This is a genomic window from Amycolatopsis deserti, assembly GCF_014653945.1.
In the GTDB taxonomy this organism is placed as follows: Bacteria; Actinomycetota; Actinomycetes; order Mycobacteriales; family Pseudonocardiaceae; genus Amycolatopsis_E; species Amycolatopsis_E deserti.
This window is the reverse complement of record NZ_BNAU01000006.1, coordinates 110,861-126,906: the sequence shown is the minus strand read 5'-3', so window position 1 is coordinate 126,906 and position 16,046 is coordinate 110,861. Positions and strand designations below refer to the sequence as shown.

Annotated in this window: 14 protein-coding genes; 11 read left to right on the top strand and 3 right to left on the bottom strand. The window is 72.0% G+C overall.

The window, feature by feature from the left end; translation table 11 throughout:
* The first annotated feature begins 8 nt into the window (after positions 1–8).
* Genes IE290_RS24450 through IE290_RS24415 form a run of 8 tightly spaced genes read left to right on the top strand, consistent with a single transcriptional unit; the run spans position 9 to position 8,644 of the window.
* Positions 9–956, top strand: a complete 948-nt coding sequence (locus IE290_RS24450; RefSeq protein WP_191247031.1) for an ABC transporter permease — start codon at positions 9–11, stop codon at positions 954–956.
* Positions 953–1,783 (top strand): ABC transporter permease, encoded by an 831-nt coding sequence (locus IE290_RS24445; RefSeq protein ID WP_191247030.1) that lies wholly within the window; start codon positions 953–955, stop codon positions 1,781–1,783. The genes IE290_RS24450 and IE290_RS24445 overlap by 4 nt, the downstream gene beginning before the upstream one ends.
* The gene (locus IE290_RS24440) at positions 1,780–2,550 is read left to right on the top strand and encodes an ABC transporter ATP-binding protein (RefSeq protein WP_191247029.1); all 771 of its coding nucleotides are present in this window, start codon (positions 1,780–1,782) and stop codon (positions 2,548–2,550) included. The genes IE290_RS24445 and IE290_RS24440 overlap by 4 nt, the downstream gene beginning before the upstream one ends.
* Positions 2,547–3,311: an ABC transporter ATP-binding protein gene (locus tag IE290_RS24435; protein WP_191247028.1), complete on the top strand. Its 765-nt coding sequence runs from the start codon at positions 2,547–2,549 to the stop codon at positions 3,309–3,311. Before IE290_RS24440 ends, IE290_RS24435 begins: the two co-directional genes overlap by 4 nt.
* Positions 3,311–4,750 carry an aldehyde dehydrogenase family protein gene (locus IE290_RS24430; protein ID WP_191247417.1) on the top strand — a complete coding sequence of 480 codons (1,440 nt, stop codon included), beginning with the start codon at positions 3,311–3,313 and terminating at the stop codon, positions 4,748–4,750. Before IE290_RS24435 ends, IE290_RS24430 begins: the two co-directional genes overlap by 1 nt.
* Positions 4,747–5,511 carry an SDR family NAD(P)-dependent oxidoreductase gene (locus IE290_RS24425; protein WP_191247027.1) on the top strand — a complete coding sequence of 255 codons (765 nt, stop codon included), beginning with the start codon at positions 4,747–4,749 and terminating at the stop codon, positions 5,509–5,511. The genes IE290_RS24430 and IE290_RS24425 overlap by 4 nt, the downstream gene beginning before the upstream one ends.
* On the top strand, positions 5,508–6,899 hold the full coding sequence (locus IE290_RS24420) for an amidase (protein ID WP_191247026.1): 1,392 nt from the start codon (positions 5,508–5,510) through the stop codon (positions 6,897–6,899). The genes IE290_RS24425 and IE290_RS24420 overlap by 4 nt, the downstream gene beginning before the upstream one ends.
* A 29-nt stretch (positions 6,900–6,928) precedes the next feature.
* Positions 6,929–8,644, top strand: coding sequence for a hypothetical protein (locus IE290_RS24415; protein WP_191247025.1), 1,716 nt, complete (start codon positions 6,929–6,931; stop codon positions 8,642–8,644).
* Positions 8,645–9,077: 433 nt separating this feature from the next.
* On the opposite strand, the gene IE290_RS24410 is transcribed toward IE290_RS24415, so the two are convergent.
* A complete protein-coding gene (locus tag IE290_RS24410; RefSeq protein ID WP_191247024.1) occupies positions 9,078–9,941 on the bottom strand; it encodes an HpcH/HpaI aldolase/citrate lyase family protein in 864 nt (287 codons plus the stop codon).
* The gene (locus tag IE290_RS24405; protein WP_191247023.1) at positions 9,938–11,008 is read right to left on the bottom strand and encodes an HpcH/HpaI aldolase/citrate lyase family protein; all 1,071 of its coding nucleotides are present in this window, start codon (positions 11,006–11,008) and stop codon (positions 9,938–9,940) included. The genes IE290_RS24410 and IE290_RS24405 overlap by 4 nt, the downstream gene beginning before the upstream one ends.
* A gap of 95 nt (positions 11,009–11,103) precedes the next feature.
* Here IE290_RS24405 and IE290_RS24400 point away from each other — a divergent pair, with 95 nt between their 5' ends.
* From IE290_RS24400 to IE290_RS24390, 3 genes are all read left to right on the top strand, one after another.
* A complete protein-coding gene (locus tag IE290_RS24400) occupies positions 11,104–12,855 on the top strand; it encodes a serine/threonine-protein kinase (RefSeq protein WP_191247022.1) in 1,752 nt (583 codons plus the stop codon).
* 277 nt (positions 12,856–13,132) lie between these two features.
* Positions 13,133–13,768 (top strand): hypothetical protein, encoded by a 636-nt coding sequence (locus IE290_RS24395; RefSeq protein WP_191247021.1) that lies wholly within the window; start codon positions 13,133–13,135, stop codon positions 13,766–13,768.
* Between the two features lie 220 nt (positions 13,769–13,988).
* Complete coding sequence (locus IE290_RS24390) at positions 13,989–14,639, top strand: SDR family oxidoreductase (RefSeq protein ID WP_191247020.1); 651 nt, start codon at positions 13,989–13,991, stop codon at positions 14,637–14,639.
* Positions 14,640–14,657: 18 nt separating this feature from the next.
* Here the strand turns inward: IE290_RS24390 and IE290_RS24385 are convergent, their stop codons facing one another.
* Positions 14,658–15,965 (bottom strand): D-arabinono-1,4-lactone oxidase, encoded by a 1,308-nt coding sequence (locus IE290_RS24385; RefSeq protein ID WP_191247019.1) that lies wholly within the window; start codon positions 15,963–15,965, stop codon positions 14,658–14,660.
* Positions 15,966–16,046 lie beyond the last annotated feature (81 nt).

Sequence of the window (16,046 nt, the reverse complement as noted above, 5' to 3'; positions counted from 1 at the left end):
CTGGGCTGATGGCAGTGGCGATCCTGCGCCGCGTGGCGATCCTGGTGGTCAGCGTGCTGGTCGCCTCGATCGTGGTGTTCGCGTTCATGGCCGTGTTGCCGGGCGATCCGGCGCAGGTCGCGCTCGGCATCAACGCCACCCCGGAGCTGCTCGCCAGGACCCGCGCCGACTTCGGGCTGGACCGGCCGCTGGTCGAGCAGTACCTGAGCTGGATGGGCGGCGTGCTGCAGGGCGACTTCGGCCGCTCCTACGTGACCGGCGAGGCGATCGGGCCGCAACTGGTGGACCGGCTGGGCGTGACGTTGTGGCTGGTGGGGGCCGGGATGCTGGTCGCGGTCGTGCTCGCGGTGCCGTTCGGCGCGCTCGCCGCAGTGTGGCACCGGCGCTTCGGCGGCACGGCGATCTCCGGCCTGTCCCAGCTGGGCGTGGCGGTGCCGGCGTTCCTCGCCGGAATCCTGCTGGTGCAGGTCTTCGCCGTGCAGCTGCGGTGGCTGCCCTCGGGCGGGTGGACGCCGCCGAACCAGAACACCGGCGAGTTCCTGCGCGGGCTGGTCCTGCCCGCGCTGTCGCTCGGGATCGTGCAGGGCGCGGTGCTCACGAGGTACGTGCGCTCGGCGGTGCTGGACACGCTCGGCCAGGACTACCTGCGCACCGCCCGCTCGAAGGGCCTGCGCCCGTACCCGGCGCTGATGCGGCACGGCATGCGCAACGCGGCCGTGCCGGTGGTGACCGTGCTCGGGCTGCAGCTGACGACGCTGCTGATCGGCGCGGTCGTGGTGGAGCGGGTGTTCGTGCTGCCCGGCTTGGGCAGCATGCTGCTGGATTCGGTGTCCGCGCGCGATCTGCTGTCGGTGCAGGGCATCGTGCTCGTGCTGGTGGTCGCGGTGCTGGTGGTCAACTTCGTGGTCGACCTGCTGTACGTGGTGATCGACCCCCGGCTGAGGGCGGCGCGATGAGTGCACCGGTCAAGGGACGGACGTCGCCGACGCTGGTCGCCGGCGCGGTGCTGGTCGGGCTCGTGGTGCTCGCGGCGCTGGTGTCGTTCGTGTGGACGCCGCACGACCCGCTGAAGGTGGAGTCGACCGCGCGGCTGCTCGGCCCGGCCGGCGAGTACTGGTTCGGCACCGACAAGTTCGGCCGGGACGTGTTCAGCCAGATCCTGGTCGGCGCACGCACCACGCTGTACGTCGGGGTGATCGCGGTTGGTGTCGCGGCGCTGGTCGGCACGCCGCTCGGGATCCTCGCCGGGATGTCCAAGCGGTGGCTCGGCGAGTTCGTCATGCGCGTCAACGACCTGGTGCTCGCGTTTCCCGCGCTGCTGCTGGCGATCATGCTCGGCGCGGTCTACGGCGCGAGCACGGTCACCGCGATGATCGCCATCGGTGTGGCGACCATCCCGTCGTTCGCGCGGGTGGCCCGCTCCGGCACGCTGCAGGTGATGAGCACCGAATACGTGCTCGCCGCGCGCTCGGCGGGCCGGTCGCGGTTCTTCATCGCCCGCCGCCACGTGCTGCCCAACATCGGCGGGCTGGTGATCGTGCAGTGCTCGGTGTCGTTCGGCATCGCGGTGCTGGCCGAGGCGGCGCTGTCGTTCCTCGGGTTCGGCACCCGGCCGCCGACGCCGTCCTGGGGCCGGATGCTGCAGGAGTCCCAGGAGCTGCTGACCGTGCAGCCGCGGCTGGCGCTGGTCCCCGGGCTGGCGATCGCGATCGCGGTGCTCGGGTTCAACCTGCTCGGCGACGGTCTGCGAGACCGGCTCGACCCCCGTCTGGAGCGGCGATGACCCTCGAAGTGTCGGACCTGTCCGTGCACGCCGGCGCGCAGCCGCTGGTGCGCGAGGTGTCGTTCACGGTCGGCCGGGGTGAGCGGGTCGGGCTGATCGGCGAGTCCGGGTCCGGCAAGTCGCTGACCGCGTCCGCGGTGATGGGCCTGCTGCCGGAGGGGCTGCGCGCGACCGGTTCGGCGAAGCTGACCGGCAAAGAGCTGCTGGGCGCGTCCGAGCGCGAGCTGTCGCGGCGGCGGGGGCAGGACCTGGCGATGGTGTTCCAGGAGCCGATGACCGCGTTGAACCCGCTGATGCGCGTCGGCCGTCAGGTCGCCGAGTCGATCCGGCTGCACACCGGCAAGTCGCGGCGGGCGGCCCACGAGGCCGCGGTGGCGTTGCTGGACGCGGTCAAGCTGCCCGATCCGGGGCAGCTCGCGCGGGCGTATCCGCACCAGCTCTCCGGCGGGCAGCGGCAGCGGGTGATGCTGGCGATCGCGCTGGCCAACGACCCGGCGCTGCTGATCTGCGACGAGCCGACGACCGCGCTGGACGTGACGGTGCAGGCGCAGGTGCTCGACCTGATCCTGACCGGGGTCGCCGAGCGGGACACCGCGCTGCTGTTCATCACCCACGACCTCGCGGTGGTGGCGAAGGTGTGCACCCGGGTGCTCGTGATGTACGAGGGCCGGGTGGTGGAGGAAGGGTCCACTTCGGACGTGCTCACCCAGCCTCGGCACGAGTACACGAAGAAGCTGCTGGCCGCGTCGGACCTGGAGGCGGCGTGATCGAACTGCGGGACGTCCACCGCCGCTACCGGCGGCCACGCGAAGTGCACGCGCTGCGCGGGGTGTCGTTCACCGTCGAGGCCGGGCAGCGGTTCGGCATCGTCGGCGAGTCCGGCTCGGGCAAGTCGACGCTGGTGCGCCTGCTGGCCGGGCTGGACCGGCCCACCTCCGGCGAAATCTCCTTCGAGGGCAAGCGGATCGACGGCCTGCCCGAGCGGAAGCTGGGCTTCCTCCGCGAGGCGCTGCAGGTGGTGTTCCAGGACCCGATGGGCTCGCTCGACCCGCGGATGCGCGTGCGGGACATCATCTCCGAGCCGCTGGGCCGCCGCGATCCGGACCGCGTCGCGGAGCTGCTGACCGCGGTCGGGCTGCCGGCGGACGCGGCGGGCCGGTACCCGCACCAGTTCTCCGGCGGGCAGCGGCAGCGGATCTCGATCGCCCGCGCGCTCGCGCCGCGACCCCGGGTGCTGGTCGCGGACGAGCCGGTCAGTGCGCTGGACGTGTCGGTGCGCAAGCAGATCCTCGACCTCCTCGCCGAGCTGACCGAGCGCTTCGCGCTGACGCTGGTGTTCGTTTCGCACGACCTGGCCGTGGTACGCCGGGTCTGCGACACGGTGGCCGTGATGCGGCACGGGGAGCTCGTCGAGCTGGGCGAGGTGGAACAGGTCTACGACGATCCGCGACATCCCTACACGCGGGAACTCGTCGCGGCGGCGCCGAACCTGCGTGCGGAACTGGCCAGGCTGCAGGGAGGACGATGATGTTCGACCCCTATCCCGACGGGCTGCCGATCGGGTCCGACTGGGTGTCCACACCGGACACGACGGAGATCAGGTTCCCCTACGACGGCTGCGTGGTGGCGCGGGCGCCGGTGGGCACGCCTGACCTGGCGCACCTCGCGGTCAACGAGGCCGTGCTGGTCGCGCGGCAGGTGGCGAAGCTGCCGTCGCACGTGCGCCGGGAGGTCCTGCTGGGCGTGCACCGGTCGCTGCTGGAGTGGCGCGACGAGCTGGAGGGGTTGCTGGTCGTGGAGACCGGCAAACCGCTCGTCGACTGCCGTGTCGAGGTGGCCCGCACGCTGGTGACCTGGCAGGCCGCCGCGGAGGAGGTCGCCCGCCTGCACGGGGAGACCGTGCCGCTGGACGTGGCGCCGTCCGGTGAGGGGCTGACCGGGTTCTGGGTGCGCAAGCCGATCGGTGTCGTGGTCGGCATCGCCGGGTTCAACTACCCGCTGCTGCTCGCCTCGCACAAGATCGCCCCGGCGATCGCGGCCGGCTGTCCGGTGATCGTGAAGCCGGCGCCGCAGACCCCGCTGTCGACGCTGTGGCTGGTGCACCTCGTGCGTGAGGCCGCGGCGGCGGTCGACGCGCCGCTGGCGATGGTCCAGCTGGTCACCGGGGACGCCGAGGTCGGGTCGGCGCTGGTCACCGACCCGCGGATCGGCGCGGTGTCGTTCACCGGCTCGGCGGCGGTCGGGCACCGGATCGCGCGGGACGCCGCGCCCCGCAAGACGCTGCTGGAGCTGGGCTCGAACGCCGCGCTGGTGGTCGCCGAGGACGCGGACCTCGACGCGGCCGTGGACGCCGTGCTGCGCGGCGGGTTCTACGCGTCCGGGCAGGCCTGCATCTCGGTGCAGCGGCTGCTGGTCGTGGACGCGGTGGCGGAGGAGTTCACCGAGCGCCTGCTGGCCCGGTTGCCGGAGGTCGTCATCGGCGATCCGCGGGACGAGAAGACCCGGGTGTCGGCGCTGATCGACGAACGGTCCACCCGTCGCGTGCTCGACTGGATCTCCGCCGCGGTCGCCGCGGGCGCGAAGGTGGCCGCGGGCGGCGAGGCCGTCGACGGGATCGTCCGGCCGACCGTGCTGACCGACGTGCCCGACGGCGTGGACTGCTGGGACGAGGAGATCTTCGGGCCGGTGGTGTGCCTGCGCCGGGTGCCCGACGTGGAAACGGCGTTCGGGCTGGTCAACGAATCGCGGTACGGCCTGCACGCGAGTGTGTTCACCCGCTCGCTGCGCACGACCATGCGGGCGATCGACGAGCTGGAGGTCGGTGGTGTCGTGGTGAACGAGGTGCCCGGGTTCCGGTCGGACATCATGCCCTACGGCGGCGTGAAGGACTCCGGTATCGGACGCGAGGGGCCGCGGTTCGCGATCGAGGAGCTGACCGTGACGCGGATGGCGGTGATCCGGGCGTGAACTACGAGAAGCTGTTCCGGCTCGACGGCAAGCGGGCCGTGGTGGTCGGCGCGGGCAGCGGCATCGGCCGGGAGTCGGCGCTCGCCCTGGCCGCGCACGGCGCCGAGGTGATCTGCGCCGACCGCAACGCGTCCGCGGCCGGGGAGACCGCCCGCGAGATCCGGGGCGAGGCCTACGAGATCGACGTGCTCGACTCGGCGGCCGTCGAGCGGGCGGCCGCGGAGCTGGGCGCGGTCGACGTCGTCGTGCTGACCGCGGCGACCAACGTGCGCAAACGGCTGCTGGACTACCGGCGCGAGGAGTTCGACCGGGTCGTCGCGCTCAACCTCGGCGCCACGTTCGACGTCGTCCGGGCCTTCGGGGCGGGCATGGTCGAGCGCGGGCGCGGCAGCATCATCGGGTTCTCCTCGATCCGCGGCACGACCGTCGAACCCGGTCAGGGGCCGTACGCGGCGACGAAGGCCGGGCTCGTGCAGCTGTTCCGGACCGCGGCGGCCGAGTTCGGGCCGGCCGGGGTGCGGGTCAACGCGATCGCGCCGGGCGTGGTCGAGACGCCGCTGACCGAGCAGATCAAGGCCAGCCCCGACTGGTACGCCGCCTACGCCGGCAAGAGCGCGCTCGGCCGCTGGGCGAAGGCGTCCGAGCTGGCGGGTGCCGTCGTCTACCTGGCCTCCGATGCCGCGAGTTTCGTCACCGGGGCCGTGCTGGCCGTCGACGGTGGCTGGACCGCGGTCGACGGCCGCTACACACCGCCGGAATGAGGAGGGACCCCGTGGAGCCGACCGGCCTGTCCGCGACCGAACTGCTCGCCGCCTACCGCGCCGGGACGTTGTCCCCGGTCGAGGTCACCGAGGCGGTGCTGAGCCGCATCGACGCGCTGGAGCCGTCCCTGCACGCGCTCTACGCCTACGACCCGTCACAGGCGCGGGACGCGGCGAAGGCGTCCGAGCAGCGGTGGACCGCGGGGGAGGCGGGGCCGCTCGACGGCGTGCCGCTCACGTTGAAGGAGAACATCGCGACCCGGGGCACGCCGGTGCCGCTGGGCACCGCGGCGACCGAACTGCTCCCGGCCCCGGCCGACGCGCCCGCCGCCGCCCGCGTCCGCGAGGCGGGCGCGGTGCTGCTCGGCAAGACGACGATGCCCGACTACGGGATGCTGACCTCGGGGTTGTCGAGTTTCCACACCGCGAGCCGCAACCCGTGGGACCTGTCGCGCACGCCCGGCGGGTCGAGCGCGGGCGCCGCCGCCGCGGCCGCCGCCGGGTACGGGCCGCTGCACGTCGGCACCGACATCGGCGGCTCGATCCGGCTGCCGGCCGGGTGGTGCGGGCTGGTCGGGCTCAAGCCCAGCTTCGGCCGGGTGCCGGTGCACCCGCCGTTCCCCGGCCGGGTCGTCGGCCCGATGACCCGGACGGTCGCCGACGCGGCGTTGCTGATGGGTGTGTTGTCCGCTCCGGACAGCCGGGACCACCTGAGCCTGCCCCCGGCGGAAATCGCCTGGTCACAGTTGGATTTCGACGTCACGGGACTGCGGCTGGGGCTGCAGCTGGACGCCGGGGTCGGGTTGCCGGTGGAGGACGACGTGCGGGCCGCGGTGCTCGACGCGGCACGGCGGTTCGAGGCGGCCGGCGCGATCGTCGAACCGGTCGAACCGTTCCTGACCAGGGAAATGCTGGACGGGCTGGACGACTTCTGGCGCGTGCGGGCGTGGTGCGACATCAGCGCGTTGCCGCCGGAACGGCAGGCGCTGGTGCTGCCCTACATCGCCGCCTGGGCGCAGGGCGGCGCGGAGGTCTCCGGCGTCGCGGCCTACCGCGGTTTCGCCCAGATGGACGCGATCGCCGTCGCCGCGTTGCGCGCCGGTGAGCCGTACGACTTCGTCCTGTCGCCGACCTGCCCGGTGTCCGCCCCGCCCGCCGAGTGGGCCTCGCCGACGAACGACCCCGCGCGGCCGTTCGAGCACATCGCGTTCACCGTGCCCTACAACATGTCCGGGCAGCCCGCGGTGTCGTTGAACTGCGGTTATACGAGTGGGGGACAGCCGGTCGGGCTGCAGATCGCCGGACGGCGGTTCGACGACCTCGGTGTGCTGCAGGTGGTAGCGGCATTCGAAGGAATTCGCGGACCGCAGCGGTCGCCGGGGGTGTGATTACGCGCCATCTGGGGGACGATCGACCCATGCGGATGGTGTACACCGGAGCGGACGAGGAAGAGTTCATCGACGCCCGGCAGCGGCTGCTCGTCGAGCTGGACGCGTGGTCGCAGATGCGGCAACGGGTGGTGGACCCGGTGGTCGCCGGTGCGATGCTGGACTTCCGCTTCGAACGGGACGGCCTGCTCGGCCGCTGGACGCGCGACATCCTCCGCAACGCGCTGCTGGTGTGGTTCCCGCGCAAGGTCGTGCTGCTCGACCCGCACTCCTCGGCAGTGCTGTCCACGGTCGAGGCGCTGATGGACTTCTTCGACGACGCCGACCTGCTGGACGAGCGCAGTGAGCAGCCCGCGGTGCTGCGGACCTACCTGACCGCGATCGCCGACCGGTTCGACTCGGCGATGAACGAGCCGTCGAACTTCGGGCTGGCGAAGTTCTGGGCGGTCGCGATGGCCGAGCACGGCATCGACCCGCTGAACGAGGTGGCGGCGCAGGCGTTCATCGACCGGGTGCGGCGGGGCGAGGTCGAGGTCGACCAGACCCTGTTGCACGACCTGGCCTACCGCCACTACCAGGGCGATCCGGACGCGGAGGCGGCCGCGCCGTCCCCGGTGTTCCCGCTCGCCTCGGCGGAGCGGCTGGCGGCGGAGGCCGAGGTCACGGCGGTCGTGCCGCAGCTGCGCCGGTTCGTCGAGTGGGTCGGCGAGGGCCGGGACCTGGCCGAGATCAGCGCGCCGGCCGAGTTCGTCACGATGGCCAAGCGCGCCGGGGTGGTGCGCGTCTACCGCGGACGGCTGGTGCCGGTGAAGAAGGCCGCGCGACGGCTGGCCGATCCGGTCGAGCTGTGGCGGGCGGCGGTCGGGTCGATCCTGGCGAACCCGCTGGCGGCCGAGATGGTCACCGAGCTGGCCTCGGAGCCGGCGACGATCCCCATGCTGGTGGAGATGCTGGGCGGCGACGGGAGCACGATCCTGCGGGTGGTGGCCCGGCTGGCCGAGTACGGGTTGGTGGAGATCTTCCCGGCGGGCGAGGAGCACGAGGAGGACCTGCTGGACTTCGCCGGGGTGGACTACCTCGACGACGTGCCCGAGGAGGAGCGGCAGGTCGTGCAGCTGCTGCCGCTCGGCGTGCAGGCGGCGTACGAGCTGAGGGTCGCCGAGGGCGAGCCGGTGCTGACGGTGGCGGACCTGGCGGGCGAGACGGCGGAGGTCCTGTTCGCGCGTCTGGCGCCGCTGGACGCGCAGGTGCTGGACGAGGGCGCCGCGACGTGGCTGCGCGCCCGAGACCCGGAACGCGCGATCGCCGAGCTGTCCGCGCTGGCCCGGCGAACGGACGATTTCGAGCACCGGATGCTGACGTTCCGCCTGCTGGCGCGCCTGGGCGGAGACGGCGTCGCGGCGATCGCCGGGCTGCGCGACCATTCGGCCGCCGGACCCGCGGCCCTGACGTGGCTGTTCGACGCGGGCTTGATCGACCGCAGCGAGGTCGCCGGCCGGGACCGCACGTACAGCAAGGTGGACCTCCTGGCGGCGGACATCCGCACCGAAGGCCGGGAGAAGGCCCTCGCCGACTTCGCTTCACAACCCCGCCCGGACCAACTGCTGTTCCTGGCCGGCGCGACGATCTGCGGCCACCCGAGCGCCCGCGAGGTACTCGAGTCGGTCGTCGTGGCCCACCCCGACCGCGCAGTGTCGAACGCGGCGCGCAAAGCACTGGACTGGCTCCACGACGAGCCCTTTTAGCGCGCAGCGCCAAGCTTCGCACCCAGCTCCCACCTCGACAAGGTGACGTGCCTGCATTCCCCGTCATCCCGGAGCCTGCCCGTCCGGCGAGGACATCTCTTGATCTTTAGTCTTGCCCTTGGGCAAGCGAAGAGTCCGCCCTGCGGGCGGATAAAAAGCGCCTTACGGCGCCAAAGGTCACCTTACGACCACCCCCGCCCCCGCTCCTTGATTGTGTTTCGGTCGCCGAGCAGGCGTGTCAAGGCGGGAAAGAGTACCTTGACACGCCTGATCGGCGACCAAAGATCGGCTGTGGATCGGGGGCGGGGGAGGTCTGGTTGGGGTAGTCGGTCTTCTTCCGTTGCCGGCCGGCGTTTTGTTGGTGGGCCTGGAAAAATGGGCTGCTCGCGCCTCGGTAGCCCGTCGGCCGCCGGTTGCGTTGTGGCGTAAGGAATCAGCCCTTCGCCGTGATGGCCTCTGCCAGTGCGAGAATCCGCTGCGCGTTCTCCACGTGCAGGTTCTCGATCATCCGCCCGTCCACCGTCACCACGCCGCGGCCCTCGGCCTTGGCCTCCTCGAACGCGGCGATGATCTTCCGCGCCTGGGCGATCTCGTCCTCCGACGGCGCGAACACCCGGTTGCACGGCTCGATCTGGCCCGGATGAATCAGCGTCTTGCCGTCGAACCCGAACTGGCGGCCCTGCAGGCACTCCGCCTCGAAGCCGGACAGGTCCTTCACATCGTTGTAGACGCCGTCCAGGATCACCTTGCCCGTCGCCCGCGCGGCGAGCAGGCACAGCGACAGCCCGCCCAGCAGTGGCGCCCGTCCGGGCACGAACTCCGCGTGCAGCTCCTTCGCCAGGTCGTTCGTGCCCATCACGAGCACCGTCAGCCGCTCGCTGGCCGATGCGATCTCCTCCGCGTGCAGCATCGCCACCGGGGTCTCGACCATCGCCCAGATCTTCGTCTTCTCCGGCGCCCCACCGAGTTCCAGCGCGCGCTCGATGTTGTGCACCTCGGCCGCCGAGTTCACCTTCGGCACGACCACCGCGTCCGGGCCGGCCTGGGCCGCCGCCCGCAGGTCCGCGTCGTGCCATTCGGTGTCCAGGCCGTTCACCCGGATGGTCACCTCGCGGGCGCCGTAGGAACCCACCGCGGCGCACACGCGTTCCCGCGCCGCCTCCTTCGCGTCCGGGGCGACCGCGTCCTCCAGGTCCAGGATCAGCGCGTCCGCCGGCAGCGTCTTCGCCTTCTCCAGCGCCCGCTCGTTCGCGCCGGGCATGTACAGCACCGACCGGCGCGGCTTCACGTCACTCATGCCAGCGCTTCCTTCGTCGCCTCGTCGTACGCCTGCTTCAGCTCGGGGTCGCGTTCGGCCAGCTTGTCCGCCAGCTCGGCGACCACCCGGCACTGCTTGACCGAGGCGTCGTCCTGCATCTTCCCGTCGATCATCACCGCGCCGGTGCCGTCGCCCATCGCGGCGATCACCTTCCGCGCCCACGCGACGTCCTTCGGCTCCGGCGAGAACACCCGCTTCGCGATGTCCACCTGCACCGGGTGCAGCGTCCAGGTGCCGACGCAGCCGAGCAGGAACGCGTTGCGGAACTGGTCCTCGCACGCCACGACGTCGCGGATGTCCCCGAACGGCCCGTAGTAGGGCAGGATCCCGTGCATCGCGCACGCGTCGACCATCCGCGCGACCGTGTAGTGCCACAGGTCCTGCTGGTAGGTCGTCCGGCCGGAGTGCAGGTCCTCGCCGACCGGGTCGGTCCGCACCAGGTAACCGGGGTGTCCGCCGCCGACCCGGGTGGTCTTCATCCGGCGGCTCGCGGCGAGGTCGGCCGGGCCGAGCGAAATGCCCTGCATGCGCGGGCTCGCACCGGCGATCTCCTCGACGTTCGCGACGCCGCTGGCGGTCTCCAGAATCGCGTGCACCAGCAGCGGCTTGCGCAGCCCGGCCCGCGCCTCCAGCTGGGCCAGCAGCCGGTCGACGTAGTGGATGTCCTGCGCGCCCTCGACCTTCGGCACCATGATCACGTCCAGCTTGTCACCGATTTCGGTGACGAGCGTGATCAGGTCGTCCAGCACCCACGGCGAGTCGAGGCTGTTGATCCGCGTCCACAGCTGGGTGGAGCCGAAGTCGTGGGCCTTCGCGATCTGCACCAGGCCCTGGCGCGCGGCCTCCTTGCGGTCGGCGCGCACCGCGTCCTCGAGGTTGCCGAGCAGGACGTCGACCTTCTTCGCCAGGTCGGGGACCTTCGCCGCCATCTTCTCGTTGCTCGGGTCGAAGAAGTGGATCATCCGCGACGGCAGCGCGGGGATCTCGCGAACGGGATCCGGCGCCCCCACGGCGAGGGGCGCGAAGAAGTCCTTCGGCGAGCGCATCGGTCCTCCCTTGGGCGGCGGCTCGTGTGACCGGCGGGTAACCCTAACCACGAATCTAGGGGAACCGCTGCGGTGAAGCTCACCTCTACAGTGACGTGCGAACGCGGAACTGGGTGGTGCCGGGCTACACCGAACTCGGGCGACTGGGTGACGGCGGATTCGGCGAGGTCGTGCTCGCCAGACACGATCCGTCCGGCGCGCTCGTCGCGATCAAGTACCTGTTCACGCAGCACCTCGGCGACCCGTCGCGGCTCGCCGCGTTCCGGCACGAGGCCGAGCTTCTCAGCCGCGTGCGGTCGCCGCACGTCACCCGGCTGTACGAATTCCACCAGGGCCCGCACGGCGCGGCGATTGTGATGGAGGCCATCCACGGCATCTCGCTGCGCGAGGTGCTCGGCCACGACGGCGTGCTCCCGCCCGAATCGGCGCTGGCGGTGCTGAAGGGCTCGCTGCTCGGACTGGCCGACGCGCACCGCGCCGGTGTGGTGCACCGCGACTACAAACCGGCCAACGTGCTGGTCGGGCCGGACCGGGAGAGCAAACTCGTCGACTTCGGCATCGCCGTGCTCGCCGGGCAACCCGGGGTGCCCGCGGGCACTCCGGCGTACATGGCGCCCGAGCAGTGGCGCGGCGCGCCCGCGACCCCGGCGACCGACGTGTACGCGGCGACCTGCGTGTTCTTCCAGAGCATCACCGGGCGGCGGCCGTACGACGGCGCGACCACCAGTGAGCTGCAGGACCTGCACGAGCACGCGCCGGTGCCGGTCGAGGCGGTGCCGGAACCGGTGCGCGGGCTGATCGCGCGCGGCATGGCCAAGGACGGGGACCGGCGGCCCTCGGCGGCGGCCGAGTTCGTCGCCGAGCTGGAGACCGCCGCGGTCGCCGGGTACGGCCCGGACTGGGAGCAGCGCGGTCTGGGCAGGCTGGCCCAGCGGGCCGGGGCGCTGCTGGCGTTGTCCCCGCTGGCCCTGCTCGGCGCCGGGACCGCGGCCGCGCCGGGCGCGGCCGCGGGCGGGCTGGCGGGCGTCGGCACCGGCCTGAGCCTGGGCGCGAAGATCGGCGCCACGCTGGTCGCCGTCGCGGTCGGGGTCGGCGCGGTGGTCGGCACGATCGCGGTGATCGGCAACGGCGAGACCACGCCGCCGGTCGCCGCGGCGCCACCGGCCGAGCAGCAGACGGCGGTGCGGGTCAGGGGGCTCACGACCACCTACGGCAGCCCGCAGTACCGCGTCGACGCACAGTACGCCGCGGTGAGCGGCGTGCCGGACCGCGCGCTGCAGGACCGGATCAACGCCGCGCTCGTGCACCCGCTCGACGCCTTCATCGCCTACGTGCGGTCCGGGCTCGTCGACCCGACGGAGGTCCCGGTCATCCGGAACACGGCCACCATCGGGCGACAGGACCAGAAGGTGGTCTCGGTGCGCTACGACCTCATGGTCGAGTCGAGCCAGTTCGGCAACCACGGCGGCTACGCCACGATGTGGCTCAACATCGACCTGTCGACCGGGCAGGTGGTCACGGCCGGGGACGTCTTCGACGGCATCGCCGCCGACCAGAACGCGATGAGCGCGCTGGAGTCCCGGATCCTCGCCCGCTCGCCCGGCGGCTACTGCGACGGCGGCGAACCGTTCGGCGAGCGCACCCCGCTCGGACCGCAGGACCTCCGGCCGTGGGGTGTGCTGGACGTGCCGGCCCTCCAGATCGGTTTCCGCGCCGACGGCGTGGTGTTCGGCCTGGCCACGGACGCGCGGAATTATCCGATGGCGTGCGGGTACCACGAGGTCGTGGTGCCCTACGCCGAGGTCGCCGACCTGATGACCCCGCTGGGACGGGAACTCCTGCCGTGACTCGCGCGTTGTCCATAGTGGAACGTGAAAGAAGTTGCTCCGTTTGGCGGTACGGAAACCCTGGGCGTGACGTCGTTCAGCGGTCCATCACCCATTCGGAAGCAGGGTCGGGCTGAAGTCCCGATGCCGCTCATCGACCGGTCACCGACCGTTGAGCGCCGCCGATCGCAGGCGCTCCCGTTGTCCACAGATCAACCGGGCCACCCCTGGTACCTCTTTCCATGTGCCTCTTTTCACGAGGTGCGGGTAGGGAATCAGCGGTAAGAGGAGGCGGATCGTGGCGGTTACACCAGGGCACACCGGAAACTCGGTGGTGGCCGGCGGACGATCGTTCCCCACCCGCGTGGTGCCGCCCGTCGAACTGCCGGCCAGCGTCAGCCAGCTGGCCCGCGACGCCGCCGCCCAGCTGGGCTGGCACGGCGTCGTCCTGCCCGAGGTGACGATGCTCGGCCGCCGCGTCTGCGTCGTGGCGAAGCTGCGCACCGACACCCACGCCGAGCGGATCGCGATGGGCGTCGCACCGGTGACCGACCGCGCGACCGTCGCCACCTGGACCTGGCCGGAGTTCGCGCCGACCGCGCCGGCCCCCGCCGCCGAGATCGTCGGCGTCCTGGCCGTCGCCCGGCACTGGCGCACCGGGATGGCCTCCGCCGTGCCGTTCAGCCGCTACGGCGACGCGGCCATGGTGCTGCCGACCTCGGCCGTGCTGAGCCGCGACTACCTCGACAACTGCCTGCCGCGCGCCCGCTCCTACGGCGTGGCCGTGGTCACCGCCGACGAGGACGCCCGGGTCGACCTGGACATCGACGTGCGCCGCGAGCGGATTCTGCTCCCCGAGGACGCCGTGTCCCGCTGGGTTAACGAGATGGTCTACGAGCAGCTCCTGGCGTCCTACGACCTGCCGGTGGCCTAGGCGACAGTTGGGGCGGCTTGCGAGCCGGTGCGGGTAGCGGAACCTCAGAGGCCTTCTCGCTCCGGGATCGCCTCCTCATGAATGCCCAATTCACCACGTCGGCGCTGTCCTCGCGAGAAGACCTCTGAGAACCCGCGGCGGTGCCAGTTGCTTGGGCGGCGCAAGCGGCTCCGCCGCTTCTGAAGAGCACCCCGGTGCCGTTCGTCCTAGGCTGGGTGCCATGCGAGTCGTCATCGCCGGAGGGCACGGGAAGATCGCGCGTCACCTGGAGCGGCTGCTGGCCGGTACGGGGGACGAGGCGGTCGGCATCATCCGCAACGTCGAGCAGGCGCCCGCGCTGCGTGACCTCAGCGCCGATCCGGTCGTGCTCGACCTGGAGTCCGCCGGGGTGGACGAAGTCACCGACGTGCTGAAGGGCGCGGACGTCGCGGTGTTCGCCGCGGGTGCCGGCCCCGGCAGCGGCGCCGCCCGCAAGGAGACCGTGGATTTCGGCGCCGCGCGGCTGTTCGCCGACGCCGCCGAGCGCGCGGGCGTCCGGCGGCACATCCAGATCGGCTCGTTCGGCGTCGGCCGCTCGCCCCGCCCCGGCACCGACGAGGTGTTCGCGGCGTACCTGCGTGCGAAGAAGGCCGCCGAGGACGACCTGCGGGCCCGCGACCTGGACTGGACCATCCTCCGCCCCGGCCGCCTCACCGACGAGCCCGCCACCGGCGAGGTCCACCTGGCCGACACCGTCGACTACGGCGAGATCCCGCGCGAGGACGTGGCCGCGGTGCTGATCGCGCTCTTCGAGGAGCCGCGCTCGTTCCGCCGCACCCTGGAACTGGTGACCGGCAACACCCCGATCGACGAGGCGATCACCCGCTTGTAAAGCGTCCACACCGGACGGTCAGGGCAGCGGCCCCAGCACCCGGTCCACATAGGAGTTCCGGAACACCCCGGCCGGATCGCAGCGGTGCGCCACCTTCACGAAGTCGTCGAAGTGCGGGTAGCGCTCGCGCAGCGCGGCGGCGTCCAGGCTGTGCATCTTGCCCCAGTGCGGGCGCCCGCCGACCGCCGCGACGATCGACTCGAAGCCGGCGAAGTACTCCCGGTAGGGCATGCCCGCGAACTGGTGGATGGCGATGTAGGCGGAGTCGCGGCCCTGCGCCGTGGACAGCCAGATGTCGTCCGCCGCGGCGACCCGCACCTCGACCGGGAACGCCACCGGGTTCTCCAGCCGCGGCACCAGCGCCCGCAGCTCCCGCAGCACCTCGTGCACTGATTCACGTGGAACCGCGTACTCCGACTCCACGAACCGCACCCCGCGGTGCGTCACGAACACCCGGTGCGAGGTGTCGGAGTACTCGCGCGCGGACAGCACCGCCGAGGCGAACCGGCCGAGCGGCCGCACCAGTCGCGGCACCGCGCGGCCGATGCGGCACAACGTGCCGAACGCGACGTTCTCCACGATGTCGTAGTCGAAGAACTCCCTGGCCCGGCTCAGCGGCCGGGTCACCTCGCCCGCCGGCAGCCGGTTGTTGCGCTTGACCAGCGCGTTCTTCCCGTACGGGAACCAGTAGAACTCGAAGTGGTCGTTCTCCGCGGCGAAGGTGTCGAAGCCTTCCAGCACCTGCTCCAGCGGCTCGGGCCGCTCCTGCGCGGCGAGCGCGAACGCCGGCTCGCACTGCAGGGTCACGTGCGTGATCACGCCGAGCGCGCCGAGCCCGACGCGGGCGGCGGCGAACAGGTCCGGCTGCCGGTCGGCCGAGCACGTGACCACCGAGCCGTCGGCGAGCACCAGTTCCAGCTGGACGATCTGCGTGGCCAGGCCGCCCAGCCGCGCGCCGGTGCCGTGCGTCCCGGTCGACACCGCGCCCGCGATGGTCTGCGCGTCGATGTCGCCGAGGTTCGTCATCGCCAGGCCCAGCCCGTCCAGTTCGGCGTTGAGCTGCCGGAGCGTGGTGCCCGACCGCACCGTGACGCGGTGGGTTTCGGCGTCGACCGCGGCGATCCCGGTCCAGCCACGGAGGTCGATCGCGTCGGAGTCGGCCACCGCGATCGGCGTGAACGAGTGCCCGCTGCCCCACGCGCGGACGCGACGGCCGTTCACCGCCACGCCGGTGACGACCTCGGCGATCTCCGCCGCGCTGCGCGGGGTGTGGATGCGCTGCGGGTCCGCGCTCGCGGTTCCCGCCCAGTTCTGCCACCGGCTCATGAAGTGCTCACCCGTCCGTGTCGAGTGTCGAAACCGTAGGTGAAAGGTATTCGCGTTTCAAGTGTTTCTGACGTACGGTCC